This is a genomic window from Arthrobacter sp. ISL-69 (assembly GCF_018613775.1).
In the GTDB taxonomy this organism is placed as follows: domain Bacteria; phylum Actinomycetota; class Actinomycetes; order Actinomycetales; family Micrococcaceae; genus Arthrobacter.
The window spans coordinates 209,380-234,961 of the sequence record NZ_JAGGPO010000007.1; the positions used below are offsets into that span (position 1 = coordinate 209,380).

Here is a 25,582-nt window from a genome sequence, read left to right on the forward strand (position 1 = left end):
CCGGCGACCGCCTCGGGTGTTCGCGTGATGACCTGAGGAGCGGACGGCTCATGAATGCAGCAACACAACCTGTCATCGAAACCCTGGGTCTAGTCAAGGATTTCGGCAGGACACGGGCACTGGACGGCCTGAACCTGAGCGTCGCCGCCGGTGAAATCCACGGTTTTCTGGGCCCCAACGGTGCCGGCAAATCCACGACGCTGAGGATTCTCCTGGGGCTGATCCGCCCCACCGCCGGCACGGCCCGGGTCTTCGGTCTGAATCCCTGGGCCGAACCTGTCAACACGCATCGGGACATCGCTTACGTCCCGGGTGATGTGAGTCTGTGGCCGAACCTCTCCGGCGGGGAAGTCATCGATCTGCTCACCGGCCTGCGCGGCGGCGCCAACGGGAATCTGCGCCGTGAGCTCATCGAGGAGTTTGAGTTCGACCCGCGGAAAAAGGCCCGCACCTACTCGAAAGGTAACCGGCAGAAAGTCGCCCTGATCGCCGCGTTCGCCCGCCCGGCCCGGCTGTATCTGCTTGATGAGCCCAGCGCCGGCCTGGACCCCGTGATGGATGCCGTGTTTCGCCGCCAGATCGAACGTGTCAGCAGGGACGGGGCAACCGTCCTGCTGTCCAGCCACATTCTCAGCGAGGTCGAACAGCTCTGCGACCGGATCACCATCATCCGGTTCGGAACCGCGGTAGAGACCGGAACCCTGGGCGAACTCCGGCACCTGAAACGCACCCATTTCCGGGTCACCGGACTGGCCGAGCCGGCGCGCTTGGCTGCGCTGCCCGGCACGCACGGGATCAGCATCGACGGCGCCGCCGCCGAGTTCGACGCTGACACCGCCGACCTCGGTGCTGTCCTGGCCGGCATCGCCGAGCCAGGGATCAGCGGACTCACAGTCGCCCCGCCATCCCTGGAGTCCTTGTTCCTGCGCCACTACCGTGACCGCAGCGACAGCGGAGTCCAGTGATGGCTGGCGTGGTGCAGCTGGCATTGTTCCAGGCGCGCCGGGATCGGGTGACGCTGCCGGTCTGGATTCTGGGCATCGCCCTGCTCGGCTTCGCGACCTCCAGCGCGGTCGTCACGCAATTCGCTGACGAGTCCGCGCAGGCGGCGCTCTTGACCCTGGCAGCATCGAATCCGGCGTTCCTCTTCGTCCGCGGCCTGCCTGACGGCACCGGCGTCGGGGCTGTCGTGTTCTTCCAGGGCTACGCGTTCACGGCTGTCCTGGCAGGACTGATGAGCACTTTCCTGGTGGTGCGGCACACCCGCACCGATGAGGAGCTCGGACGGGCCGAACTCCTCGGCTCGGTCCCGCTCCCGCGGGCAGCCTCCGTTGCGGCGACCCTTCTGCTGGGCGCGGTCGCGAACCTGCTCCTGGCCGTGTGCGTTGCCGCCGGTTTCGTCGCGGCCGGGCTGCCGGTTCCCGGCGCAGTGTGGGCCGGGGCGGCTGTCGGTGCTGTGGGTGTCTTCTTTGTGGGCCTCGCCGCGGTCGCTGCCCAGCTCCTCCCCTCGGGCAGGAGCACGAACGGTGCCGCCGCAGGCCTGGTAGGGGCTGCGTATCTGCTCCGGGGTGTCGGGGATGCCCTGGGGACCCCGGCGGCGGATCTGCTGCACGTGGCCAGTGCGTGGCCGTCGCGGCTGTCGCCCATCGGCTGGGGCCAGCGGTCACGGCCCTTCACAGGCCCGGACCTGTTCGCGCTGCTGGTCCTTCTTGCTGCCGCGCTGGGGCTGGCAGCCACTGCCGTGCTGATCCGGCGGCGGCGGGATATGGGCGCCAGCCTTCTGCCCCAGCGCGATGGCAGGGAGCGCGCCGGAGTCGGGGGCACGTCATTCGTTGGTTTGGCCTGGCGCCTGCAACGCTCCACCTTGGCCGGATGGTGCGTCGGGGCCGCGGCCCTGGGTGCCGTGGCCGGCGCCCTTGGCCCCCTGGTTTCCGAGACCGTGTCCAGTGTCGCGCCGCTGCGGGACCTGATTTCCCGGCTCGTGCCGGGCGGCCAGGCCGGCCTGATTGACGTGTTCGTGACGGCCCTGCTTGGTGTCGCAGGGGTGTTCGCCGCGGCTGCAGGAATTCAGGCGGTGCTGCGAATGCGCGCAGAAGAGGCAGAGGGCAGGGCCGAGCTCCTTCTCGCCACGCCCGTGTCCCGGGCCCGGTGGCTCGGCGCGAACCTGTCTATCGCCGCCGTGTCCGCGGTCGTTGTCTCCGGAACGGCCGGCACTGCTGCCGCCATCGGCCTGGGACTCTCGGGCACGGCCAACGGACCCGCCGGGTCCGTGGTGCCGGCCGCGCTGGCGCATGTTCCCGCATCCCTGGTGTTCCTGGCCGCGGCCTCCGTGGTCTTCGCCGCCGCACCGCGGCTCAGCATCCCGCTGGGTTGGGGGATGCTGGCCGCCGGACTTGTCCTGGGCGAATTCGGGGAACTGTTCGGCCTGCCGGTGTGGCTGCAGGACATGAGCCCGTTCCGTCACTCCTCGGCCATGCCAGTGGAATCCTTCGACCAGGCCGGGGCGCTGGGTTTGGCCGTGGTTGCGGCCGCCCTGTCGGGCCTGGCTGCCTACTCCATCCAGCGGCGGGATCTCACCGCATGAAATTTATCGTGTATGTAATTTCCCGCTGCCGGATCACAGAGGGCCGGCTGGTGCTCCGGACCGCCCCGTAATGGACGGTATCAAGGGAAACAATGGAAGGAGGCACCGCAAAATGAAGATCTTGCTGCTGACCGCGGGGACGCGCGGTGACGTCGAGCCTTTTGTTGCTCTGGCACGATCTGCCGGGGCCAAAGGACATCAGGTTCGGCTGGGCGTGCCGGACCATTCCGGGGTGGATACGGCGGGCCTCGATGCCGTCACTCTGCACATGGATTTCGCGCAGCTCATCAGCGATCAGGGCGTTTCCCCAGGGCGTGTGTCCACCACGTTCAGGACGGTGATTCGACCAGGCGTCGGCCGGCTGCTGACCGCCGCCGTCGAGCACATCATTTCCTTCGCTCCCGATGTGGTGGTCTATCACCCAAAGGTTCTCAGTGCGCCGATCGCCGCCGACAGGGTCGGCATCCCGTCGGTCATTGTGGAGACCGTTCCCTCCCTGACCAGGACCCGGGAGTTTCCCGCACCGTACATCACCTCGGTAAACCTGGGACCCTTGAACCGTGCCACCTATCAGGCGGCACGCCTCGCCACGCTCATGTTCCGCCGCGAGCTGGAGGCAGCCTTGAAGATGCTCCCGGCCGGCCCGAAGCGGCGGGCAGGAACACAGGTATCAATGGTCCCGGTCAGTCCCCAGCTGCTGCCCCGGCCACGGGACTGGCCTCCCAGTGTCCATCTCACCGGCCACTGGGCCGGGAAGCCCGTGACGGCCGATGCGGATGCGGAGCTGGAGGACTTCATTCACAGCGGGAACTATGTCTACGCGGGCTTCGGCTCCATGAAGGCCGGTGACGCCAGAGGACGCGGCGAAATAATCATCAACGCAGCCCGCCGAAGCGGCTTGAAGGTTCTGGTCACGACCGGGTGGGGCGGTCTGGACATCTCCGGGACAGCCGGCGACGACGTTCTGATCAGGGACTCAGTGGCCCACGACCATGTCCTGCCTCGGGCAACGGCGGCGATCCACCACGGCGGGGCAGGCACGGTCCACGCAGTCGCCGGGGCGGGCATTCCCTCCATCGTGGTGCCCTTCATCGGCGACCAGCCGTTCTGGGGAAATGTGCTTCACCGCCGCGGCCTTGCACCGGAACCGATCCCGTACCGGAAGCTCACCGTGGACCGGCTCACGGACGCCCTCGGCCAGACGGAGAACTGCCGCGATGATGCTATGCGGGCAGGAGAGCTCATACGGAAGGAGGACGGTGCCGCCGTCGCGGTTGAGGTCCTGGAGAACCTGGCCGGCTGACCATGAGGGCCGCACTCGGCGCAGCATGGGCTGTTGTGGGGAAGAGTCTTACCGAGGCCCGGGGCCGTCCTCCGAGGGGCAAGCGCGCCACCAACTTCGCTTTGAGCCACCCAGCGGCATCGCAAGCCAACAACTCAGGAAGACTCCGGGCAGTAAGAAGTGCGCCGCCCGGTCAGCCTGTCGCGCTCAGTCTCTCGATGAGCTCATCGGCCTGCGCCAGGTTACGTGCCATTTTCGCCCGTTGAATGACGGCCTTTTCCAGGAAGCCAGAGAGTTTGGCCTGCGCTTTCGCGCTGGCTCGCGTCTCCTCTTCGGGGGAGAGGATAGCGAGAATCTCGGCCATTTCCTCCAGTGAGAACCCCAAGGGTTTCATCTGCTTGATCACCATGAGACGTTCGAAGTCGTCCTCTGAATAGACCCTGAACCCGCCGTCGGTCCGTGCTGTGGCAGGCAGCAAACCCACTTCGTCGTAGTGCCGGATGGTGCGCAGGGACAGGCCCGTCCGTTCTGCCAGTTCACCGATGTGCATGGTCGTGCTGCTGGTTTTGGCTGTCATCAGGGACCTCCCTTCCTTATCCGGCTTAAACTCTACCATCACGTTAGGGTAGAGTTTTTGGTGAGCGGTGAGACCTTCAAGGGTAGTTCCCCTCATCCTGGCGCGGTGCTGCGCCCCTTCATTCTTCGAAAAAGCGAAGGCGCTGCTCTGCGTCTTCCTGACCATGAACGGAGCCAGCAATGGCCGTCAAAACCGCCGGGGAAGCCCCGGCCTACACGCCCGAACAGCTCCAATCGGTCCGGGAAACCCTGAAGTCCCCGCGCCGGCTCAAGACCGAAGTCCTCGGCGGACTGGTCGTGGCCTTGGCTTTGATCCCGGAAGCGATCGCTTTCTCGATCATCGCCGGGGTCGATCCGCGACTGGGGCTGTTCGCCTCCTTCACGATGGCCGTCACCATAGCCTTCGTCGGAGGCAGGCCGGCGATGATCTCCGCCGCCACCGGCGCGGTCGCGCTGGTCATTGCCCCGCTGGTGAAGTCCCACGGGATGGATTACTTCATCGCCGCGGTCATTCTTGCGGGGATCTTCCAGGTCATCCTGGGCGTCTCCGGGGTGGCCAAGCTGATGCGCTTCATCCCGCGTTCGGTGATGGTGGGCTTCGTCAACGCCCTGGCCATTCTGATCTTCATGTCACAGGTTCCCGAGCTGCTCGGCGTCCCGTGGCTGGTCTACCCGCTGGTAGCGCTGGCCCTGGTCATTGTGTTCGGCCTGCCCAAACTCACGAGAGTGGTTCCCGCCCCTCTCGTGGCGATCGTGGTGCTAACCCTCATTACCGTTCTCGCTTCCGTCGCCGTTCCGACTGTGGGTGACAAGGGCGAGCTGCCGGACTCGCTGCCGTCGTTGTTTATTCCGAACGTTCCGTTCAGCCTCGATACCCTGCAGATTATCTTCCCCTTCGCGCTGGCCATGGCCTTCGTCGGACTCCTCGAATCCCTCATGACCGCGAAGCTGGTCGATGACATCACGGACACCCGGTCCCACAAGACCCGTGAAGCCTGGGGGCAGGGCGTGGCGAACATCGTCACCGGATTCACCGGCGGCATGGGCGGCTGCGCGATGATCGGCCAGACCATGATCAACGTCAAAGCCTCCGGCGCCCGCACCCGCATCTCCACCTTCCTCGCCGGCGTCTTCCTGCTCATCCTCGTCGTTGCCCTTGGCGGCGTTGTTTCGGTGATCCCGATGGCCGCCCTCGTCGCGGTGATGATCTTCGTTTCCTGGGCCACGTTCGATTGGCACAGCATCCACCCCCGCACCCTGAAGATGATGCCCAAGAGCGAAACCATGGTCATGGTCGCCACCGTCATCGTCACCGTCGCCACCCACAACCTGGCCATCGGCGTCGGCGTCGGAGTCCTGGTGGCGATGGTTCTCTTCGCCCGGCGCGTGGCCCACTTCGTCACCGTCGAACGCACGGTCATCGCCGTTGACGGCCACGAGACCGCGACGTACGTCGTGGACGGCGAGCTGTTCTTCGCTTCCTCCAACGATCTCTACACGCAGTTCGAATACGCGCTGGATCCGGATCATGTTGTCATCGACATGCACGCCTCCCACCTCTGGGACGCGTCCACCATCGCCGCACTTGATGCGATCACCGAGAAGTACCGCCATCACGGCAAAGACGTGAAGATTATCGGCCTCAACGAGGCCAGCACCACGATGCGCGAACGCCTCGGCGGGAAACTCGGCGGAGGTCACTAGTAACGGGCCGGATAAATTCACTACATAAGGCACGCGATCGAAAGAACCTGATCGCGTGCCTTATGCGTTCACCCCTACTGCTAACGTCAAAAACAAGCCCGTTGCGACGATGGTTGGAAACCGCCCAGTATTGGCGCAGGACTTGAACAGGTTTTGCACAGCAATACCGCAGCCGCCCGTCCCGGCCGCACGGCTGAAGCCGCGCAGCCTCCAGCACGATTGCCGACTGCCTCCAGCACGTGGGGCAGACCGCGTACGCCAAGGGCCTGTACCGCCGCGGCTAGCCCTCCTGGTCGACGGCCGACATGTCGCCGACGCCGGGTGTGCCGTCGGCGAGCGCGTAGCGCTGCAGCACCGCACCCTTCGGTGAGGCGACCACCGGCTCGATGAGTGTGAGGTTCGTCGGAACCACCCCGTTGGCGAAGACCTTTTTGCCGCCGCCGAGGAGGATCGGATACACCCAGAGCGTGAGCCGGTCGAAGAGCTTCTCGGCGAACAGGGTCTGCACGAAGTCGAGGCTGCCGATGACGTGGATGTTCTCGTGCTTTCGCGCAGTTCGCGCACTGCCGCGGGGACATCAGGGCCGAGCAGTGTGGAGCCGGCCCACTCGAGGGTGGGCGTCTGGCGCGATGCCACGTATTTCGGGAGGCGGTTGAACAGCCGCGCGATGTCCCCGTTCGCGTGCGGCCAGTACGAGGCGAAAACGTCGTAGGTCCGGCGCCCAAGCAGCAGCGCGTCCATCCCCGCCATCCCGGAGTCAATCTGGTCGCCGACCCCCTCGTCAATGAGGGGCGCCTGCCAGCCGCCAAACGCGAAACCGCCTTCAGCGTCCTCCTCCGGCCCTCCGGGCGCCTGCGCGACGCCGTCGAGCGTGGTGAACAGGTCGATATGGATAAGTCCCATGCCGTGCTCCTTCTGCAGCCCGCCGTCGCCCCGGCGGCGGGATCACTTCGAGGTTGCCACACGAAATGACCGGTAGCATCGGCTCGGCGGCACCCGGTGGTCCCGCCCGGCGGGGGAGTACGACGGCGGCGCCCGGGTTACGTCCGGCGGTTGCCTTAGGTGAACCCGCCTCAGGTGTACATGAGGGAGCCGGGCGTGGTGAGGAGCTCGCCGGTTTCCAGCCAGGTCTTCAGGCCCGAGAGGATCATTGGCCAGCCGCCGTAGAGCTGGTCGTTGGCGCCTTCGCGGAGCTGGTCGTGCGTGACGGTGAGGTGGCAGGAATCGTCGCCCACCGGCTCGATCTCCCACGTGATGCGCGACGTTCCTTCGGCCTTGACGTCCTCGCCCCAGAGCGCCCGCATGGTCTGGACGAGCTTCCGGGGCGGGTCCACTTCGATGTTTTCGCCCTCGCCCAGCGGGTCCCCGCCGTCGGGTGCCATCTCGAACCGGGATCCGGGCGTCCAGTCCGAGCTGATGTTCATCCCGAACTGGTACTTGCTGCGGATTTCGCTGTCCGTGATGGCTTCCCAGAGCCGCTCCGGGGTGGTCTTGATATAGATTTCGAAGATCTTTTCCATGGGACTTTCCAATCGGGTTTTGAGGTCGCTGAGGGCAGCGGCCCATGGTTCGGCATATTTGCTGACCCAGCGGTCGTGGACCAGCCGGATGGGCACCGGATTCAGGAAGTGGAGTTTCTCGCGGCCCCGACGGCGGGTGACCACCAGGCCGGCTTCCTCCAGCAGCTTGAGGTGCTTCATGACGCCGTAGCGGGTCATGTCGAAGCGTGCCTCGAGCGCGTGCAGGGTCTGCCCGTCCTCCCGGAACAGTTCGTCCAGGAGATCACGGCGGGTGGGGTCGGCGAGGGCCTTGAATACGGCGTCCACAGCTCCAGAATAGGTGACTAATTGGTCACATGTCTAGGGGTTTTTGAGGCTCTGGGGGAGCGCGATCGAATCGGACCGCAATAGTTGGGCGTGGGTTTGTGTCGACGCAGCAGGCTTGATGCGGAAGGAGGAAACCGTGATCGCAGTTCTGAATCGAGTCGTCGGTTTTATAGAGGAGCACCTCACCGAGGAGATCGACGTCGCCGGCCTGACGAGCGACCTCGGCACGACGGAATATCACGTTCGCCGGATGTTCTCGTCCCTGGCTGGCATGCCGTTGTCCGAGTACATCCGGCGACGGCGCATGACCGTCGCCGCGGCCGATGTCATAGGAGATCGCGACCTGTTTGAGGACTGCAGTGCGCTTCGGCTATGGCTCCACCGAAGCATTCAGCCGGGCCTTCCGCGCGGTGCATGGCGTCAGCCCCAGCGATGCGCGCCGAGACGGTGGCCCCCTTCGCACACAACCACAGCTCAGGTTCCGCCTGACCATAGAAGGGAATACCACGATGGATACTCGCATCGCAGATCAACCGGCCTTCCGGCTCGTCGGCCACACGGCCCGCGTCCCGCTCATTCACCACGGCCCCAACCCGCACATCCAAGCGCATATCGCCTCGCTGCCCGAGGCGGAGCACCTTCGCCTCAAGGCACTGAGCAACACCGAACCGGCAGGACTGCTTCAGGTGAGCACCGACGTTGACCCCGACTACACCGAGGGCAGCGAGCTGACTTACCTGCACGGCGTCGCCGTCAGCGAAGGAACGCCGGTGCCCGAAGACCTCGACACGATCGAGGTCCCAGCCGGTGCCTGGGCGGTGTTCCGCACCACCGGACCCTACCCGGCGGCCCTCCAGTCCACGTGGGCGGTGACGGCCTCTGACTGGTTCCCGTCCAACCCCTGGCGGCTGAGGCCCGGCCCGTCGGTCGTGGCCATTCTCCACCGCGCCGCCGACTTCAGCACCGCAACCTCCGACTTGTGGCTGCCGGTGGAACGGGCCTAACGACGAGAGAAGCGCCGTATTTCATTGATGTGCCCGGGCGGCGGTGCGAAAATGGTCGGAGCACCGTGAGTCCAACGCCCAAGATGGCGCCATTTGGGGATGACGCGTGACCTCCCGTGGAGGAATGAAAATGCTTCAGAGCCAGTGCCAAGGACAGATGAACGTCGACGCGGGAGGGCCGCGGCCATGACCGTTCAGCCTCCGAAGATCCGCCGCCTGCGCGTGCCGGACATCAATGTCGTTGACCACCGGACGCTGAGGAAAGCGCTTGGCGGCACCATCGTCGGCAACACCATGGAGTGGTACGACGTCGGTGTGTTCGGTTACCTGATCACCACCATGGGCCCGGTGTTCCTGCCCGAGGCCGACAAAGCGGTGCAGAACCTGTTCCTGCTGGGAACCTTCGGTGCCACGTTCATCGCCCGCCCCGTGGGCGGCGTCTTCTTCGGCTGGCTGGGTGACAAGATCGGCCGCCAGAAGGTGCTGGCCATGACCCTGATGCTCATGGCCGCGGCGACTTTCGCCGTCGGGCTGCTCCCCGGCTACGCCGTGCTGGGAATCTGGGCCGCCATACTTCTCGTGGTCACCAAACTGGTGCAGGGGTTTTCCACCGGCGGTGAGTACGCCGGCGCAACCACGTTCGTCTGCGAGCATTCGCCGGACAGGCGCCGGGGCTTCTTCGTCAGTTTCCTGGACATGGGCAGCTACCTGGGCTTCGCCCTTGGCGCTGGCCTGGTTTCCGCCCTTCAGCTGACGCTGGGCCAGGAGCAAATGGAGGCGTGGGGCTGGCGCATCCCGTTCCTCATCGCCGGTCCGCTCGGCATTATCGCCATCTATTTCCGGATGAAGATCGAGGAATCACCGGTGTTCCGGGCAACCTTGGAAGCGGAAGAGGAATCGGCCCGGCATCCCGAAACCGGTGAGGTGCTCGGACCTGTGGGCCCGGTGGGCATTTTCAAGGCCCACTGGCGCAGGATCGTGCTGGCCATGATTCTTGTGGCTGCCGCCAACACGGTGGGCTACGCCCTGACGTCCTACATGCCGACATACCTGACCAGCAACAAGGGATACGACGAGATCCATGGGACGCTGCTGACCATCCCCGTCCTGGTGGTCATGTCGTTGTGCATCCCCTTCACCGGGCACCTTTCGGACAAGATCGGGCGGCGCCCCGTGCTCTGGATCGGTGCCGTGAGCACGGTGGTGCTAGCCATCCCAGCGTTCACTCTGATCTCGATAGGAACGGTTCCGGCCACCCTTGCCGGCCTCGCCCTGGTCGCCTTCCCGGTCACGTTCTTCGTGGCCAATCTCGCCTCGGCGCTGCCGGCGCTGTTTCCCACGGCCCACCGTTACGGTGCCATGGGCATCGCCTACAACTTCGCCGTGGCGATCTTCGGCGGCACCACCCCGTTCATCATCGCCTCCCTCATCCAGGCGACAGGCAACGACATGATGCCCGCGTACTACCTGATGGCCACTTCGGCGATTGCTGCAGTCACCATCTACTTCCTGCCTGAATCCGCCCGGCGGCACCTGCCCGGGTCGATGCCCAGCGTGGACTCGGATGAAGCGGCCCGCGAACTGGTGGCGACGCAGGACGAGAACCCGCTGCTGGACATGGACACGCTGCCGTTCGACAGCAGCTATGAGACCGCGAGGGCGGCGCACGTGGGACATTCGGGGACGACGTCGGGTAGCTGAGGGAGCCGGCTCTACTGGTTGTGTCTCGCCCACAACTGCAACCACACGAGCAGGCGCGTTTCGGGGTCGTCCAGGTCGATGCCGAAGAGGGCCTCCACCCGGGATAAGCGGTAGCGGACCGTGTTGACGTGCACGTCCAGGGACTTGGCGGCCTCGATCGCGTTGCCGCCGCAGCGCAGGTAGGCGTGGATGGTCTTTTCAAAGGATTTCTTATGGTGTTCGTCGTACTCGGCGATCCTGAGCGCATGGGTCCCCGGCAGCTGACCGGACGCCGTCAGCGACGAGACGATCTGGCGCAGCTGCAGCCGCGAGCCGAGGGAGTCGTCGTCGGCCACCACGTCATCGGAGTCGGCAGGTATGCGCCCCTCGACGACGTTGCGGACCAGTTCGGACAGGACCAGTTCCGCGTTGACCCGGGACTCTGCAAGCCGGTCGATGGCGGCCGCCACACCCAGGGCGGCCAGGACCGGGCGTGACAGAAGCCGGCGCGCGTTCTGGACAATTTTGAGAATCGCGCCGCGTTGAAATTGCACGGATGCTTCAGTGCTCTGCGGCAGGACGATGTACACGATGCCGTCCGAGAGCCCACAGACGGCGGAGGGCAGCCGGATGGCGCAGGCGGTCCGGATGGTGTCGAAGAGCCTGAGGCGTGATTGCAGTGTTTCGGCGGCTATGGCGTCCGCCGGCCAGACGCTGAGGGCGGCCACACGGATCGAAGATGCCGATATTCCCAGCCGCATGGCGGCCAGCTCGGCGCGCTCCGGTTCGAACAGCAGCGGCCGGACTAAGTCCATCTGGCGGGTGAGGTTCGAAACGTACGTTGTGCGTTTGTGCAGGATATGGAGCGCGGCAACGTTGGCGGCTTCACGCAGGATCCGGTTCGCGTCCTCGCTGTGGTGTTCGGAGCGTTCGAGGAGCCAGAGCGATCCCAGAACGGCCCCGCCGGCCCGGATGGCGATGGCCGTGCGGCGGAGCAGGGGGTCCTCCGTCGCCACATTCAGCGCATCGCTGGCGGCATGGACGCGCCGGTAGTCCTTGTCGGTCTGAACGGAGTGCGGAACGTGCAGACGCAGGATCGAGCTCCGCCGGGTCTCGTCAATGGGCTGGTCCGGGAGGGTCGAATAGGCCAGGATCGTCTGGTCGGGATCGGCGATCGCGATGGCGCCGCCGGCCTGGGCCGCGACGGTGTTGGCCAGGTCGAACAGGTCCCCGGGGCGGATGTCCACCAAGGTGCGGCCTGACTGCCGGTGCGGGACCACCGCCGCGTCCATGATCTCCGCCAGCTGGTTCCACGGAACGGAGTCGGAGGCGCGGAAGAGGGCCATTGCCGTTTCCCGGGCGGCTGCCCGGAGGGCGGCGTCCGGGCTGCCGTTGGATTTGTAGACGATCGCCACGTAGCCGGCGTCGTGGAGCTCCTGGACTTTCACGCGCAGACGCTTTCCGGACAGCGACAGGCCGATGGCCAGGGCAACAGCGCCGGGGAACGTGGCGGGCCGGGCCGTCGAGTCGTACAGCACGGAACCCGCCACAAGCTGCTGGTCATCAGCCGGCATTTCGACGAGGCTGACAATTTCCGATCCCGCCGAACGCGCGACATCCGCCAGAGTGGGCAGGCCCTGATTCTGCGCCGCGGGGAGCACCCTCACGGTGTCACCGATGCACTCTTTGGTAGGTAGTCGTAATTCTGTGCCCCTTAATTTGTCGCAAGCTCCATAGTGGCACGGGGTTCCGCTTCCTACGCTGAACGGTAACGCACGCACGAACTGGAAGGCCGCAATTGAAACTCAGCGAAGCCAAGCAGCTCATCCAGGTCAAAGCCCCCGTCCTATCCCGGCGACGCCGTGTGCTGGCCAACGCTTTCAATGTGGAGGAATACCGAAAGTCGGCGCAGAAAGTCCTGCCGGCGGGGATTTTCGATTATCTCGACGGCGGCTCTGAGGACGAAGTGACGCTCCGCCGCAACCGCGCGGTCTTCGATTCCTGGGCGCTTATGCCCAGCTGGGGCCCGGTCTCCGGACCTGACACCGGCACAACGTTGCTCGGGAAAAACAGTGCCCTGCCCCTGACGTTGACGCCAACCGGCGCAACCCGCCTGTTCCATCCAGAGGGCGAGTCGGCCGTCGCGGCCGCCGCCGACCGGGCCCGCATCCCCTATGGGCTGGCCGGGCTGAGCACCGTGGCCATGGAGACCATTGCCGAGGGCTACCCGGCACTCGACCGCTGGTTCAACATCGGGCTCACCTCCGACGCCAAGGCGCTGAAGGACAAACTGGCGCGCTGCGAAGCCGCCGGATTCAGCACGCTGATTGTCGGCGTCGACACGCGGGCGCTGGGCGCCAGGGAACGGGACCTCCACAACGGCTTCACCGCGCCGCCGGCGCTGACGCTGTCAACCATGGCGGACATCGCCCGCCGGCCTTCCTGGTGGATCAACTTCCTGAAGGCGGACGGCATCAGTTTTCCGAACCTGGATCCGCGCAGTCCCGCGGCCACCTCCGTAGTCACCCCGTCGATGTGGCAGCACATCCTTGGCCACTCGGATGCCACCAGCGGATGGAAGGAACTGGACGCCTTGCGTGAAGCGTGGCACGGAAAGATCGTGCTCAAGGGCTGCGTGAATCCGGCCGACGTCGAAAAGGCCGCAAGGATCGGCCTGGATGCCGTCCAGCTGAGCAACCACGGCGGCCGCCAACTGGACCACATGCTGAGTCCGATGGATGTGCTGCAGGAGTCCCGCCAGCGGGTGGGAGATTCGATGGAGATTTATGTGGACTCGGGCATCCGGCGGGGGAGCGACATCCTCAAGGCGCTGGCGCTGGGCGCCGATGCCTGCTCGATCGGCAGGGCCTACCTGTACGGATTGGTGGCGGCCGGTTCACCGGGTGTCGGGCGCATCATCGACATCTTCGCGGACGAGCTGCGGCGTACCATGACGTTGGTAGGCGTTTCCAGCATCTCCGAGTTGAAGGCTCGAGGCGGGGAAATTCTTCGGGACATCCGTCATTCCGGAGAAATCCTCGAAACAACGGCGTCAGGCAACACGCACTAACGAGTTCTGAACTTGCAGGCACACAGTGCCCTCCTCCCGCAGACTTGCGGGAACCCGGAGAATCCCTGAACAGCTAAGGAAACCATGCGCACCCGATACCTACTTCCCGTCCTCACCATAGCCACGGCGCTCGCGCTCTCCGGCTGCGTCGACAACAGCGCACCGGCCGCCACCGGCGGTGCATCCGGCACCCCTGACGCCGTCGACGTGAAAAAGAATGAGTCCATTGCCGCCATGCTCCCGGAGAAAATCAAGAGCGCGGGCGTGCTCAACGTCGGCATGGCAAACAACTACCCGCCCAACGAATTCAAGGACGACAACGGTGCGCCGGCAGGCTGGTCCGTGGACCTGACCAACGCCCTGGGCAAGGTGATGGGCCTGAAGGTCAACTTCGACATCGGCACCTTCGACAACATCCTCCCCGCCGTGCGCGCAGGGAAGGACGACATGGGCATGTCCTCCTTCACGGACACGCTGGAACGCGAAAAGCAGGTGGATTTCGTGAACTACTACTCTGCCGGGATCCAGTGGGCCGCCCCCAAGGGCAAGACCGTGGACCCCGACAATGCCTGCGGGCTCAAGGTGGCCGTCCAGGCAACCACGTATGAGGACACCCACGAAGTCCCCGCCAAGTCGAAGGCCTGCACCGACGCCGGCAGATCGGCCATCACCATCTTCAAGTACGACGCGCAGGACCAGGCCACCAACGCCCTCGTGGTGGGCCAGGTCGACGCCATGAGCGCCGATTCGCCCGTTACCCTCTACGCGATTTCCAAGACCAAGGACAAGCTGCAGACCGCCGGCGATGCCTTCGAAGTGGCGCCGTACGGGATCCCGGTGGCCCAGGGCAGCGAATTTACGCCGGTCCTCCAGAAGGCCCTCCAGGCGCTGATCGACGACGGTACCTACACCAAGATCCTGTCCAAGTGGGGAGTGGAAGCCGGCGGAGTCAAGACGGCGGAGCTCAACGTGGCAGCCAAGGGGTGAGCGCGCATGAGCGAGCCGGAACCCGGCCGGATGATTGAGGCGGAACCCGGCAAGAGGCCGGAATCCGGCAGGAGGTCCCGGGCTGGCAGCGGAGGGGGCGCGGACAACGCCCCGCCGGAAGCGATCGTCGCGATCCCGCTCCGCCACCCCTGGCGTATCCTGGTTGCCGTTCTCCTCATCATCGGCTTGGCGGTCTTTGTGCTGGACGCCGCCCAGCGGCCGGACTACGGCTGGCCGGATGTGGGCAAGTACATCTTCGACCGACGGATCAGCCAGGCCGCGTGGGTGACGTTGTCGCTGACCATCTATGCGATGGTCGGGGCGATCGTCATCGGCCTGCTGCTGGCCATCATGCGCCTTTCGCCGAACCCGGTGCTGAAAAGCGTTGCGTGGCTCTACATCTGGATTTTCCGGGGCACTCCGGTCTATGTGCAGCTGGTTTTCTGGGGCATCGTGGCGCTCATCTATCCGGTGTTCACGCTGGGCATTCCGTTCATGGACCCGTGGGTCACCATCCCCAATGAGGTCTTCACCAACCTCTTCATCACCGCCGTGATCGGGCTGGCCCTCAATGAAGCCGCCTACATGTCCGAGATCGTGCGTGCCGGGCTCCTGTCCGTCGACGAGGGCCAGGAGGAAGCCTCGACGGCGCTGGCCATGTCCTGGGGGCAGACCATGCGGTACGTGGTGGTCCCGCAGGCCATGAAGATCATCATTCCGCCCACGGGCAATGAGGTGATCTCGATGCTCAAAACCACCTCACTGGTGGCCGCCATTCCCTTGAGCGTTGACCTTTACGGTGTGTCCCGCGGTATTTCCGCGGTGACGTTCACTCCGGTGCCGCTGCTCATCGTGGCCTCGCTCTGGTACCTGCTTTTCACCTCAGTGCTGATGGTGGGGCAGCACTTCATTGAAAAGCGGTTCTCGCGGGGCACCGGACGGGCCAAGACGGGCAAGGGAAGCACGACGCCGGAACCGGCACCTACCGCCGTACCCGGCGGGCCTGGCGTTCCCGGCGGACCGCTCGGCAATGACTTTGGAGGAAAAGGATGACGGACGCGCCGATGGTGCTCGCAGAGCGGGTCTCCAAGAATTTCGGTACTAACAAGGTCCTACGGGGGATCAGCCTGGAGGTGGACCCCGGGGAGGTTCTCTGCATCGTGGGACCCAGCGGTTCGGGTAAGTCGACGTTCCTGCGCTGCATCAACCACCTGGAACGGGTTGACGGCGGCCGGCTTTCGGTGGACGGCCAGCTGGTTGGCTACCGCCAAAGGGGGGACAAGCTTTACGAGCTGAAGCTCAAGGAAGCAGCCCTCCAACGCCAGGAAATCGGGATGGTGTTCCAACGGTTCAACCTGTTTCCGCACCTGACCGCGGTGGAGAACATCATCCTGGCTCCGATGCGGGTGAAGGGTCTTTCCAAGTCCAAAGCCATCGGGCGGGCCAAGGAACTGCTGGAGCGCGTGGGCCTGGGGGACAAGGGGGATGCCTACCCGGCGCACCTGTCGGGCGGGCAGCAGCAGCGCGTGGCCATCGCCCGTGCCCTGGCCATGGACCCGAAGCTGATGCTCTTCGATGAGCCCACCAGCGCCTTGGACCCGGAACTGGTGGGCGAGGTGCTGGACGTCATGAAGGAACTGGCCAAGAGCGGCATGACCATGATCGTGGTCACCCACGAGATGGGATTCGCCCGCGAAGTGGCGGACACGCTGGTGTTCATGGATGAGGGCGTGGTGGTGGAGGCCGGACCGCCCCGGCAGGTCCTCAGCTATCCGCAGCACCGCCGGACCAAGGCGTTCCTGTCCAAGGTCCTCTGACCGCTGCATCCGCCGGTCCCGTCGCGAGGGTCAGCACCGATGGCACGTTGCCAGCGGGATGCACTATTTCCCTAGCCAAGAATCAGTTCCATAATGGCCCCATAAGCTTCGGGGACCCTCGCGCCGATGATGCCTGGCGGGGCGTAGCAGAGTCCCAGGTGGCCGCCCCGGTACTTGGCGGAACGGGCGGCCACGCGGTCACGGGACGAGACACTCCGGAACCGCTATAGGGGGAGGGCATCGCCATCAACGCGAGAACAATGCACAGAGGAAATCATCATGCTCACGGATTCAGACATCATGGCTGTCCTTCCCGCGAAGGACATCAAGAGGGCGAAGGATTTCTACCGGGACAAGCTGGGCCTGGAACCTTCTGAGTCTGCGGAGGAGGACAGCCTGATCTACCGCGGGGGCCACGGAACGGGCTTCCTCGTTTATCAGACAGAGAACGCAGGGACGGCGAAGAACACGCAGATGGGCTGGGCCACGGACAACCTCGAACGCGAAGTGGAGGAGCTGAGGGGCCGCGGCGTCGTCTTTGAAGAGTACGACATGCCCGGGCTGAAGACGGAGAACGGCATTGCCACGAATGAGTGGGGGAAGGCCGCCTGGTTCCTGGACAGCGAAGGGAACATTCTCAACATCTCCCAGCGCCCGTAACAACTACCGCCCGAGCGGAGCAATGCGGCGGGCACCACAGGAAACGGCGTCGCGCCATAATGCTGAAAGAGAACGACGTCGGCGCTCGCCGCCGCGGTCCCGTCATAGCTATACAGTCCTTACGTCGATGCTTCCGGGGCGCTCTCAATACCGAAGTGCCACAGCGCAGCGTCCAGGTCTTCAGCGCGCAACCCTCGTGAGCCTGCAGCATCGCGGATCACGGCCGACATGTTGGCGTAAGAGACGTCCTCGATGCCGGCCGCCCCGGCAACTCTCCGTATCCGCACATCAATAGCATCCCCCGTGGAGAGTCCACTCAGGGTGTCGATGTAATCCAGCGTCTTAGGACTCACATGGCGTACAGCTGCGAGGGCATCACGAAGTACCGGCCTTGTTGCTGGGTCAGTGAGTCTGGCTCGGAGTTCCTCTACGGTTTCGATGCCCTGATCCTCAAACACGCATGTTAGGTCGTCTATCTGCGCAAGACGGCCCGGCGATGGCCAGTCGATGACCTCCGAGAGGGTTCCCGTAGCAAGACATTTCCGGAACCCACTCGTGGTTCTTGCCTCTGGCCATGCGACAACCAGGGCGTCAACGCGCGGCTTCACGGTTGCCTGGTAATTTTGCCGTCGCTGCAAGGAGGCATCGACAATAATCGCACCGATGGAAGCCCAACCACGACTAGCATCAGTCGAGGCGTCGATGCCGTGGGAATCCATGAAGGCTAGGAGTTTGGCGGTGTCGCCATTGATAGTCATGAATGAATACTTTCACGCGAACACGGCGGCATCGGCGCGCGGCCACCATCCAGACGATCGAACATGGGACATCGGCCCGGCCCGTCCGCACACCGGCACCCTTCACGTCGCGAGGGTCAGCAGCTTGCCTTCCGTTACGGCCCGGCGGGACAGGGTCTTGTAGCCCTCCTGCTCGAACAGCACGGTGATCACGTCCTCCTCGTGCCGCATGACCAGGCCCGGCCCCCATTCCTTGTGCACAACGGCGGCCTGGAGCGGGAAAGGTTCCCCGCCCGCGGCAGCCGCGGCGGCGTCGTCGTAATCCTCCTCGTAGGCGGAGCCGTCGGTGCAGGTATCGCAGTTGCCGCAGGGCTCGGGGAGGTCCTCGCCGAAGTAGCCCAGCAGGAACTGGCGCCGGCAGCCGTCCGTCTCGGCGTAGCCGCGCATCATCTCGATGCGGGAGCGGTCCACCCGCTGGCGTGCTTCGGCCTGTTCGACGGCGCGCTCCACCACCGTGGGCAGCTTAGCGCCGGCTTTCAGCCGGATGCCGCGCTTGCCGGCCTTGATGGCGCGGGTTTCCTGCAGCTGGTTCAGCAGTCCGGTGAGCTTCCGCGGGGAGAGGCCGGTCTGCTCGGCGAGGGCTTTCTGCTTCAGATGACCGTCGGCGGCGCGCAGCACCTGAAGGACGGCCAGGAGCGCTTCCCCGTCCGGGGCGTGGGTGCCGAAGAACTTGCGCAGGCCCAGGTCCTCGGGCCGGTAGTGGAGGACGGCGGCGGCAGGTTCGCCGTCGCGGCCGGAGCGGCCGATCTCCTGGTAGAAGCTGTCCAGCGATTCGGGGATATCGGCGTGGATGACGAAGCGGACGTTGGGTTTGTCGATGCCCATGCCGAAGGCGGTGGTGGCCACCACGATGTCGAGGCGGTCGTCGAGGAACTGCTGGTGGACGCGGTCCCGCTCACCCTGCTTCCGGCCGGCGTGGTACGCCTCGGCGCGCAGGCCGCGTTCGGTGAGCTCGGCGGCGTAGGCCTCGGTGTCCTTGCGGGTGGCGGCGTACAGCAGGCCGGGACCCTTGAGCCCGGCCACCTGCTCGATCACGGCCCGGCGCTTGTCCCTGTCCGTGTGATGGCGGACCACCTCCAACCGGATGTTGGGCCGGTCAAAGCCGTGCACCAGCACCAGCGGGTCCAACATGTTCAGGCGCTGCTGGATTTCGTCGCGCACCGGGGGAGAGGCGGTGGCGGTGAGGCCGACGACGGGCGGGTTGCCCAGCTGCGCGCGGACCTCGCCGAGGCGCAGGTAGTCGGGGCGGAAGTCGTGGCCCCAGGAGGAGACGCAGTGTGCCTCGTCCACCACGAACAGCGACACGTCCAGGGCCGCGAGCCGTTCCACGGTTTCAGTTTTCGCCAGCTGCTCGGGGGCGAGAAAGACGAAGACGGCGTCGCCGCGCTCGGCTGCGTCCCAGGCGCCGTTCACCTCGGAGTGGCTGTGGCCGGAGTTGACGGCGACAGCGGCCTCCCCACCTAGCCTTTCCAGCAGGCCGTCCAGCTGGTCCTCCTGCAATGCGATCAGCGGGGAGACGACGACGGCGGGACCGCGCCTTGCGCTGCGAGGCTCGCTGGGCTTCGGGGCCGCTTGGTCCTGGTCCTGGTCTCGGTGCAGCTGCAGCGCGGCCACCTGGTAAATGGCCGACTTCCCGTAGCCGGTCGGCATCACGGCGAGAACGTCCCGGCCCGCGACGAGGGCGCGCATCCCGGCGAGCTGGCCGGCGCGGAGCTGGGGGAGTCCGAACGTGTCCGCCGCGAGCTGGCGGAGGCCGGCGTCGGGATCTTGAGCGCTGACGGCGTCAGCGGGGACTGTGTCGTTGGGGACGGCGGGGGCTGGTGCCTCGGTCATGATGGCAGCTCCGTGGGGTGCGATCCGACGGCCGGGCGTCTTCAGCCGAGGGGTCCAGCATAACGCTTGCTGCTCATTGCTGAGGGGCGGCGGGTTACCCACGGGAACCTGGTCCGGTTGTGACCAAAGCTGGGTTTCACCCGAGGGAACGGAAGAACGCCAATGCGTCCTCGGCCACCTGCTCCGGGCACTCCCACAGGACCGCGTGCGCCACATCGGGGTACACCTTCAGCACTGCGCCGGGGATCCGGGCGGCCAGGGTTTCCTGGTCGCTGCGTGTCAGCAGGTTGTCCTGGGCGCCCCAGAGGATCAGCGTGGGCGCGTGGATGGTTCCCGATTCCGTGGGCGGTGCGGCCTCGCACAGGCCGTTGAGGATGGCTTTCCATGCGTGGGCAGGCATCCTGAGGCCGTCGCGGACGCGGTCCTCGATGAACCATGCGGGAACCTCGTGCAGCAGGGGAAACCAGGTCAGGGACTCCCGGACCCAGCCCCCGTCGAGGGGGTCGGTCAGGCCGTCCACCTCGTCGGCAAAGGCGGGCCGGCCCTGCAGACTCAGGGGAGCGCCCGCCAGCACCAGCGCCGCGACCCTCCCGGCGTTGGCCACGGCCAGCTGCTGGGCGACGTAACCGCCGCTGGAGGAGCCGATGACAAATGCCGTCGGCAGGTTGAGGGCGTCCAGGATCGCAGCGGCATCCTCGGCCTGTTCTGCCAGGGAATAGCCGTCCTCCGGTTTGTCCGCCTCGCCCTGCCCGCGAAGGTCCGGGGCGTAAATCCTGTAACCCGTCAGCAGGGGGAGGAGGCGGTCAAAGCTTCCGCGGGATTCGCCCCACGCATGCAGCAGCAACACCGGCCTCGCACCGGCGTCGCCCTGGACGCGGCACGGCACCGTGATGCCGGTGCGGAGTTTGAGATCCCGGACCTCGGATTCCATAGCCTCAGGGTACGCCGCAGCGGTAGCCGTGATGCTACTTTGCGTCCGGTTGCCCCGGCCGCCGGTGTCTGTGGTGCAGCTCGTAGCTGTCGAACACGTCGGAAGAGGTGGTTCCAGAGTGGCCGAATTTGCCGCGGAGGACGTCCGCGAGTCCGTCCAGCGCCGCGTGGAGCATCCGTCCGGCGAACTGGAGTTCAGCGCTCTCGCTGCCCTGGGTCTGGGATGCCAGCTCCTGGGCGTAGGCCACCGTGGCTGGCAAGGAGCCGCGCTGGTCGACTTCACGGAAGTAGTAGGTTTCGTGGAACGCCAGTAGATCGATGCTCACCGAGGCTACGTTTCCCGCCATTGACTCCAGCAGCCCGGCAGCATGCTTGGGATCCAGCGCCAACACACCCGCCGAACCTGCAGCCTCCCTGAACAGGTTCAGCTGGTGGGCGAGCGCCCGGCGGCGGTTCAGGGCCGGGAACGTCTGCAGGATCCAGGTGACCGTTGCTGTGAGCAACCCGAAACCGGTGACGGCCTGGAGCGCCACAACCAGCCTGAGCAACGGATGCGCTGCCACGATATCGCCAAACCCCACCGTGGAAAGAGTGACCAGGGAGATGTAGAGGGCTTCGGCGAAGTCGGCCCGCAGCGGAACCCCGGCTCCGTAAATAAAACCGTCGGTCAGATGGGGAAGGTAGAGCAGGGCCCAGCCGATGGCCGCCAAGCCTGCCCAGGTGCCGATGACAGCGGCCATCGCCAATGGTGCTGCGATGAAGGAGCCCCGGCCCCGCAGTTTTCTCGACACCAGCCAGAATCCGCGCATGATCGCCCGGCCTACAGGACCGGAACCGTGCGGATAAAGGAGCGTGCGAAAGACGTCGACGATCATCAGCAAAACCAGGCCGGCCCCCAAAACCGTCCAGAGCGTGTCCTCGAAGTCCATGCCTCATCTTAGAGGCGGCACTGCTTCGAAACCGCGGCGGACCTCACGGGACAGTGCGACGGCGCCGGCTTGCTCAGAGCCAGGTTGCTCAGAACGGCAGCGCGATCAGCGCAATCAGGGGAGGGACGGTCGCGCCGAGGGTGCCGGGGATGCTGTCGCCCCTCCTTGGGTAGTGGCCAAGCCAGTCCGCCAGCCCCATGGTGGCGCCGCTGAGCACCATATTGGCGCAGCAGTAGACCACCAGCGTGTATCCCACCACCACGTTTTCGGTGTTCACCGCGACCACCCCGGCGATGTTCCCCAGCCCGATCAGGAGGTTGCGGAAGCCGGTGGGGATGGCCCACATCATCACGGCGGGCACGTTTTGGGCAGGTGTGCTGAGGAATTTCTGCGCTGCCGGGTGCCGCAGGAAGAAGCTTTCCAGCGGGAACACCACGATGTAGATCAGTGCGGCAAGCACCGCGAAGAGCTGCGATACGGCGTTCATGAGGGAAGAGTACGACGGCGGCGGGCGCCGCTGCGATCCCCTCACCGGGGGTTCCTGGAGACCCGTTCAATCCCCGGTTTGGGGGATTGCGGTCCGGCCGTCCGGCCGGATACTGGAGGTATGTGGGAGGAGCGCGCTGAGCGTGCCCGGCGCGAGATTGCGGACCTCGCTGCGGGCGGCCTGGACCTGGCTGAGCTCTACACCGCGGCCCTGGCCGTGGTGCGGCAGGCGGTGCCGTTTGATCAGGGCTGCTGGGCCGGGGTGGACCCGGACACGCTGGGGATGACGTCCGTGACCAACTGGCGGCCGTGGCCGGTGACGGACGAGTATGCCGCCCGCTTCGCCGAGTCCGAGTACACCGGTGCCGAACCGAACACGTTTAAGGAGTTGCTGCGGCGGCCGCGGCCCGTGGCCAGGATTTCTGATGCCCCGCACCGGGACGTGGTCCACAGCGTCCGGATCAACGACCTGCTGGTTCCCTTGGGTCTGGATCATGAGCTGCGCGCGGCGTTCCGCGTGGACGAGGCGTGCTGGGGTGTGGGCAGTATCTTTCGGGAGGGTGGGCAGGACTTCTCGGACCGTGAGGTGGAATTCCTGGGCGCCATCACCGCCACTCTGGCAGCCGCCACCCGGGTGGCCGTGCGGGTGCAGCACGGGGCGCGCCCCGTTGCGGCTGGCCCGGTGATCGTTATCGCCGGGATCCACGGCGAACTGCGGGCGGCCACCCCCGCCGCGGTCCTGTGGTTGGCCGAGGTGGAGGATGCGACGCCGGGCGGTTTCACCATGACGTTGCACTCCGCTGTGGCGCAGGCCCACGCCTCCGTCTCAGGCACTGCCCGGGCCAGAATGCGTGACGCCGGCGGCAACTGGGTGGTGCTGCAGGCCAGCCGCCTCATTACGGGCGACGACCCCGAGCAGATGGTGGTCACCGTGGAGCCGGCCACCTCGCACGACGTGCTCAGCCTCCTGCTCGCCGCGTACGGGGTCTCAGCCCGCGAGCGGGAAGTCTGCCTGGAGCTCCTGTCCGGAAATCCGACGGCGGACATCGCCCGGAATCTGTTCATCTCCCCGCACACGGTGCACGACCACCTGAAGGCGCTCTACGGAAAAGTAGGTGTGGGCAGCCGCGGTGAATTGGTGGCGAAGCTGCTGGTTTGAAGCGGCTCCGGCACTTTGGGCGCCCGGCGTGCGACCATCAAGGTGCCGGTAGCCAGGGCGTGTGCCGGCAATATCGGCTCCGTCGCAAAGAGCGGGCCGGAATGACGTCAAGGGGGAGCGTTGTGAGTAGAGGATCCCGGCCCAATGCAAGGGCCATGCCGCGCTGGGCCAGAACCGCCGTCGTCGTTTATCTGTCGGTGACCTTTGCTGTTGTTGTAAGTGCGCTGGTTAGCAGGGGCTTTTTACTGGACCTGGATGCCGGGTTCAAGGAGGGCCTGCTGTTCGCCATGGTGGTTCTGACGCTGCCCGTTTCGGCTGCGTATTTCGTCATCGGCATTTTTGGCTCCGGCGCCGTATTGAGCCTGACTGTGGTCCTCTACTATTTCGGATACCTCCTCCTTGCGGTGGTCAACGCGGGTGTCTTCCGATCGATTGTCCTCAGCGTACGGAAGGGCACATCGGTTCCGGTCGCCGGCATGCCCGGCGCCTCGGCTCAGTATCCGCGGGTGACGCTGCGAGGGGTCACGCCGGACGTCAGAAAGCTCTGGTGGGCCGTGCCGCTGGCAGTTCTTCTAAGCCTTCCGCAGTGGATGGTGGCCGGTTTTTTCTGGTGCGGGATCAGCGGTTGCAGCGGCGGAGGTTTCGGGGTGGCCACCGGGACCGAGTGGGTCGCAGTCATCCTGAGCGTCGTCAACGGCCTCATTCTGGCAGTAGCCGTGTTCGCAGTGCGCTGGCTGTATCCCACCCGGAAACGTGCCCTCATTGCCTTGGCGGCGGGGACGTTGTTCGGTCTGGTGGGCGCTGCAGTCACCCACGGGTAGCCGCCCGGTATCAGCGGCAACCTGCCCACAGTGACAAACAGAGGAACCCCGCAGTGCTGGGCACTGCGGGGTTCCTCGCGGACTGGATGCCGGTTACTCGGAATCCGGTTTCTGTTCCCGATCCCGGAGGTTCTTCTTGATCTCGTCGAACTTCTCCTTGATGACCCGTTCCGCCTCCGCGAGGGTTTTCCCGGCGGTGCTCAGGGGATCCATCTGAACGTAGACGTTCTGGCCGGCAGGCAAGTCGTACTCGTCCTTCAGATGGGTGCCGCCGCCCACTCCCTGAAGAGACAGGTACACCATGGCTTCGGTCCGGGCAACGCCGGAGAGTGTTCCGAAGACAACCGTGAAGTCGTTCGATTCAAAGCTCACAGTCTGACCGATATGGCTGCGGTCTAGGTCGCCGGCTGCTACCGGCTTCTCGGACTGACTTCCGCTGTAGCTCATGAACTTCTCCTAATAGTCGAGGTACACGTACCACAGCAGTCTATATACAGGGTCCTCGGCGTTCCCGTGGCTAATGGTGAGTACTGCCATTCCACATACGGTTTCGACACACAGTTACGAATCATCAGCGACGGATGAAGTGTTTACCGGACGGAATTCCCTGATGAGATCTGCCGCTTGAGCTGCTCAACCTCCTCTTGGAGCAGGTCAACGGTGGCACGGTATTTTTCGAAGTCCGCCGTTCGGCGCCTGGCCGCGGCGTAACTGATGCTGGCGGCGAGAATGGCGATCGGGAACGCCACCAGCAGGGCCCAGCCGGACGCGGCAAGGAAGTCCAGCGCGACGGGGAGCGCCTGCTTGAATGCCAGGAACTCGTTCACCCCGCCGACCACTCCGTTCAGAGCGGAGTCCAGGGGTTCCAGAAATTGCCCCACAACAGGCGTCCCGGAAAACGACGGAACGCTCAGCGGCGGTTCTCCTGTGGACCAGCGCGAGTCACTGAAATGGTTCAGGACGTAGATCCCGGCACCCGCGTTAAGGGCCGCGAAGAGCAGGACGGAACCAAGGGCAGTCCAATGAAGCCGGCGCGGACGCCAGACGCCGGCCACGAGCGCGAAGGCAGCGGCGGCAACCCAAGAAAAGATGCGGAGTTCGTCGCGGCTCATGCCGCCCAGTAAATCCAATGAATTCCCCGCCCTGAGCGTTTGAGTCGATGCGTGTTCCGGTCCCAAGCGAGCCTATCCCAGTCGCTTCCGGGCATTCCGCGGCAGTTACTGGGGCAGGCTGCGGAAGCCGGCCCACGGATCTCACCAGTGTCGAGGGATCGAGACGAGCCACCGGTGCGTGCGCCTTAGGCACAAGATGCGTGGCAGGCATGCATTGAATTCACTGTGTGACAAGCATCCTCAAGACTGGCTCAAGACTCAATCAAGGTTGTGCAAGGTTCAACGCAGTTTGCGTTTCCCCCAGCGCCGGAGAAATACGCTTCTC

22 protein-coding genes and 2 pseudogenes are annotated in these 25,582 nt (G+C 65.3%); 13 read left to right on the forward strand and 11 right to left on the reverse strand.

All coding sequences use genetic code 11. The annotated features are described in order from the left end of the window. Positions 1-50: 50 nt before the first annotated feature. The 3 genes from J7I79_RS04405 (at position 51) to J7I79_RS04415 (ending at position 3,887) form a co-directional block, all read left to right on the forward strand. Complete coding sequence (locus tag J7I79_RS04405; protein WP_214950751.1) at positions 51-965, forward strand: ABC transporter ATP-binding protein; 915 nt, start codon at positions 51-53, stop codon at positions 963-965. After that, complete coding sequence (locus J7I79_RS04410; protein WP_214950752.1) at positions 965-2,584, forward strand: ABC transporter permease; 1,620 nt, start codon at positions 965-967, stop codon at positions 2,582-2,584. The genes J7I79_RS04405 and J7I79_RS04410 overlap by 1 nt, the downstream gene beginning before the upstream one ends. A gap of 112 nt (positions 2,585-2,696) precedes the next feature. Next, the gene (locus J7I79_RS04415; RefSeq protein ID WP_251042356.1) at positions 2,697-3,887 is read left to right on the forward strand and encodes a glycosyltransferase; all 1,191 of its coding nucleotides are present in this window, start codon (positions 2,697-2,699) and stop codon (positions 3,885-3,887) included. 172 nt (positions 3,888-4,059) lie between these two features. On the opposite strand, the gene J7I79_RS04420 is transcribed toward J7I79_RS04415, so the two are convergent. Further along, on the reverse strand, positions 4,060-4,443 hold the full coding sequence (locus J7I79_RS04420; RefSeq protein WP_214950754.1) for a MerR family transcriptional regulator: 384 nt from the start codon (positions 4,441-4,443) through the stop codon (positions 4,060-4,062). 179 nt (positions 4,444-4,622) lie between these two features. Here J7I79_RS04420 and J7I79_RS04425 point away from each other — a divergent pair, with 179 nt between their 5' ends. Further along, the gene (locus tag J7I79_RS04425; protein WP_214950755.1) at positions 4,623-6,146 is read left to right on the forward strand and encodes a SulP family inorganic anion transporter; all 1,524 of its coding nucleotides are present in this window, start codon (positions 4,623-4,625) and stop codon (positions 6,144-6,146) included. Positions 6,147-6,426: 280 nt separating this feature from the next. Here the strand turns inward: J7I79_RS04425 and J7I79_RS04430 are convergent. Together J7I79_RS04430 and J7I79_RS04435 are read right to left on the reverse strand one after the other, a co-directional pair. Continuing rightward, positions 6,427-7,049, reverse strand: a pseudogene (locus J7I79_RS04430) (dihydrofolate reductase family protein). Positions 7,050-7,219: 170 nt separating this feature from the next. Further along, the gene (locus tag J7I79_RS04435; RefSeq protein WP_214950760.1) at positions 7,220-7,972 is read right to left on the reverse strand and encodes a metalloregulator ArsR/SmtB family transcription factor; all 753 of its coding nucleotides are present in this window, start codon (positions 7,970-7,972) and stop codon (positions 7,220-7,222) included. A gap of 118 nt (positions 7,973-8,090) precedes the next feature. Here J7I79_RS04435 and J7I79_RS04440 point away from each other — a divergent pair. Next, positions 8,091-8,976, forward strand: a pseudogene (locus J7I79_RS04440) (GyrI-like domain-containing protein). A 186-nt stretch (positions 8,977-9,162) separates the two neighbouring features. Then, positions 9,163-10,677, forward strand: a complete 1,515-nt coding sequence (locus tag J7I79_RS04445; RefSeq protein ID WP_214950763.1) for an MFS transporter — start codon at positions 9,163-9,165, stop codon at positions 10,675-10,677. Positions 10,678-10,688: 11 nt separating this feature from the next. Here J7I79_RS04445 and J7I79_RS24720 read toward each other — a convergent pair whose 3' ends face one another. Continuing rightward, a complete protein-coding gene (locus J7I79_RS24720) occupies positions 10,689-12,323 on the reverse strand; it encodes a CdaR family transcriptional regulator (protein ID WP_214950765.1) in 1,635 nt (544 codons plus the stop codon). A 131-nt stretch (positions 12,324-12,454) separates the two neighbouring features. Between J7I79_RS24720 and J7I79_RS04455 the strand changes: the two genes are divergently transcribed. From J7I79_RS04455 to J7I79_RS04475, 5 genes are all read left to right on the forward strand, one after another. After that, a complete protein-coding gene (locus tag J7I79_RS04455) occupies positions 12,455-13,726 on the forward strand; it encodes an alpha-hydroxy acid oxidase (RefSeq protein WP_214950767.1) in 1,272 nt (423 codons plus the stop codon). Between the two features lie 84 nt (positions 13,727-13,810). Further along, the gene (locus J7I79_RS04460; protein ID WP_214950769.1) at positions 13,811-14,713 is read left to right on the forward strand and encodes an ABC transporter substrate-binding protein; all 903 of its coding nucleotides are present in this window, start codon (positions 13,811-13,813) and stop codon (positions 14,711-14,713) included. A gap of 6 nt (positions 14,714-14,719) precedes the next feature. Beyond that, the gene (locus J7I79_RS04465) at positions 14,720-15,766 is read left to right on the forward strand and encodes an amino acid ABC transporter permease (protein ID WP_214950771.1); all 1,047 of its coding nucleotides are present in this window, start codon (positions 14,720-14,722) and stop codon (positions 15,764-15,766) included. After that, positions 15,763-16,530, forward strand: coding sequence for an amino acid ABC transporter ATP-binding protein (locus J7I79_RS04470; protein ID WP_285291286.1), 768 nt, complete (start codon positions 15,763-15,765; stop codon positions 16,528-16,530). The genes J7I79_RS04465 and J7I79_RS04470 overlap by 4 nt, the downstream gene beginning before the upstream one ends. Before the next feature lie 279 nt (positions 16,531-16,809). Continuing rightward, complete coding sequence (locus tag J7I79_RS04475; protein ID WP_214950773.1) at positions 16,810-17,190, forward strand: VOC family protein; 381 nt, start codon at positions 16,810-16,812, stop codon at positions 17,188-17,190. A gap of 119 nt (positions 17,191-17,309) precedes the next feature. Here J7I79_RS04475 and J7I79_RS04480 read toward each other — a convergent pair whose 3' ends face one another. The 5 genes from J7I79_RS04480 to J7I79_RS04500 all read right to left on the reverse strand — a co-directional run bounded on the left by J7I79_RS04480 (position 17,310) and on the right by J7I79_RS04500 (position 22,166). Beyond that, positions 17,310-17,948 (reverse strand): hypothetical protein, encoded by a 639-nt coding sequence (locus J7I79_RS04480; protein ID WP_214950780.1) that lies wholly within the window; start codon positions 17,946-17,948, stop codon positions 17,310-17,312. 102 nt (positions 17,949-18,050) lie between these two features. Then, entirely contained in the window at positions 18,051-19,820 is a 1,770-nt protein-coding gene (locus tag J7I79_RS04485) for an ATP-dependent DNA helicase RecQ (RefSeq protein ID WP_214950782.1), read from the reverse strand. 136 nt (positions 19,821-19,956) lie between these two features. Continuing rightward, positions 19,957-20,751 (reverse strand): alpha/beta fold hydrolase, encoded by a 795-nt coding sequence (locus J7I79_RS04490; protein WP_214950784.1) that lies wholly within the window; start codon positions 20,749-20,751, stop codon positions 19,957-19,959. Positions 20,752-20,785: 34 nt separating this feature from the next. Beyond that, positions 20,786-21,679, reverse strand: coding sequence for a potassium channel family protein (locus tag J7I79_RS04495; RefSeq protein WP_214950786.1), 894 nt, complete (start codon positions 21,677-21,679; stop codon positions 20,786-20,788). Between the two features lie 88 nt (positions 21,680-21,767). Next, a complete protein-coding gene (locus J7I79_RS04500) occupies positions 21,768-22,166 on the reverse strand; it encodes a DUF1304 domain-containing protein (protein ID WP_214950788.1) in 399 nt (132 codons plus the stop codon). 120 nt (positions 22,167-22,286) lie between these two features. Between J7I79_RS04500 and J7I79_RS04505 the strand changes: the two genes are divergently transcribed. Together J7I79_RS04505 and J7I79_RS04510 are read left to right on the forward strand one after the other, a co-directional pair. Further along, entirely contained in the window at positions 22,287-23,324 is a 1,038-nt protein-coding gene (locus tag J7I79_RS04505; protein ID WP_214950790.1) for a helix-turn-helix transcriptional regulator, read from the forward strand. 122 nt (positions 23,325-23,446) lie between these two features. Continuing rightward, positions 23,447-24,145 carry a hypothetical protein gene (locus J7I79_RS04510; protein WP_214950792.1) on the forward strand — a complete coding sequence of 233 codons (699 nt, stop codon included), beginning with the start codon at positions 23,447-23,449 and terminating at the stop codon, positions 24,143-24,145. Positions 24,146-24,238: 93 nt separating this feature from the next. Here J7I79_RS04510 and J7I79_RS04515 read toward each other — a convergent pair whose 3' ends face one another. After that, positions 24,239-24,592, reverse strand: a complete 354-nt coding sequence (locus J7I79_RS04515; protein WP_214950794.1) for a hypothetical protein — start codon at positions 24,590-24,592, stop codon at positions 24,239-24,241. A 143-nt stretch (positions 24,593-24,735) separates the two neighbouring features. Then, entirely contained in the window at positions 24,736-25,257 is a 522-nt protein-coding gene (locus J7I79_RS04520) for a hypothetical protein (protein ID WP_214950796.1), read from the reverse strand. Between the last annotated feature and the right edge of the window lie 325 nt (positions 25,258-25,582).

Excerpts from the sequence above, each read along its gene's own strand:
- J7I79_RS04420 (WP_214950754.1), bottom strand. The coding sequence starts at position 4,443 with ATGACAGCCAAAACCAGCAGCACGACCATGCACATCGGTGAACTGGCA.
- J7I79_RS04475 (WP_214950773.1), top strand. The coding sequence starts at position 16,810 with ATGCTCACGGATTCAGACATCATGGCTGTCCTTCCCGCGAAGGACATC.
- J7I79_RS04495 (WP_214950786.1), bottom strand. The coding sequence starts at position 21,679 with ATGGACTTCGAGGACACGCTCTGGACGGTTTTGGGGGCCGGCCTGGTT.
- J7I79_RS04465 (WP_214950771.1), top strand. The coding sequence starts at position 14,720 with ATGAGCGAGCCGGAACCCGGCCGGATGATTGAGGCGGAACCCGGCAAG.
- J7I79_RS04520 (WP_214950796.1), bottom strand. The coding sequence starts at position 25,257 with ATGAGCCGCGACGAACTCCGCATCTTTTCTTGGGTTGCCGCCGCTGCC.
- J7I79_RS04460 (WP_214950769.1), top strand. The coding sequence starts at position 13,811 with ATGCGCACCCGATACCTACTTCCCGTCCTCACCATAGCCACGGCGCTC.
- J7I79_RS04485 (WP_214950782.1), bottom strand. The coding sequence starts at position 19,820 with ATGACCGAGGCACCAGCCCCCGCCGTCCCCAACGACACAGTCCCCGCT.
- J7I79_RS04505 (WP_214950790.1), top strand. The coding sequence starts at position 22,287 with ATGTGGGAGGAGCGCGCTGAGCGTGCCCGGCGCGAGATTGCGGACCTC.
- J7I79_RS04470 (WP_285291286.1), top strand. The coding sequence starts at position 15,763 with ATGACGGACGCGCCGATGGTGCTCGCAGAGCGGGTCTCCAAGAATTTC.
- J7I79_RS04425 (WP_214950755.1), top strand. The coding sequence starts at position 4,623 with ATGGCCGTCAAAACCGCCGGGGAAGCCCCGGCCTACACGCCCGAACAG.
- J7I79_RS04515 (WP_214950794.1), bottom strand. The coding sequence starts at position 24,592 with ATGAGCTACAGCGGAAGTCAGTCCGAGAAGCCGGTAGCAGCCGGCGAC.
- J7I79_RS04410 (WP_214950752.1), top strand. The coding sequence starts at position 965 with ATGGCTGGCGTGGTGCAGCTGGCATTGTTCCAGGCGCGCCGGGATCGG.
- J7I79_RS04415 (WP_251042356.1), top strand. The coding sequence starts at position 2,697 with ATGAAGATCTTGCTGCTGACCGCGGGGACGCGCGGTGACGTCGAGCCT.
- J7I79_RS04500 (WP_214950788.1), bottom strand. The coding sequence starts at position 22,166 with ATGAACGCCGTATCGCAGCTCTTCGCGGTGCTTGCCGCACTGATCTAC.
- J7I79_RS04490 (WP_214950784.1), bottom strand. The coding sequence starts at position 20,751 with ATGGAATCCGAGGTCCGGGATCTCAAACTCCGCACCGGCATCACGGTG.
- J7I79_RS04405 (WP_214950751.1), top strand. The coding sequence starts at position 51 with ATGAATGCAGCAACACAACCTGTCATCGAAACCCTGGGTCTAGTCAAG.
- J7I79_RS04445 (WP_214950763.1), top strand. The coding sequence starts at position 9,163 with ATGACCGTTCAGCCTCCGAAGATCCGCCGCCTGCGCGTGCCGGACATC.
- J7I79_RS04480 (WP_214950780.1), bottom strand. The coding sequence starts at position 17,948 with ATGACTATCAATGGCGACACCGCCAAACTCCTAGCCTTCATGGATTCC.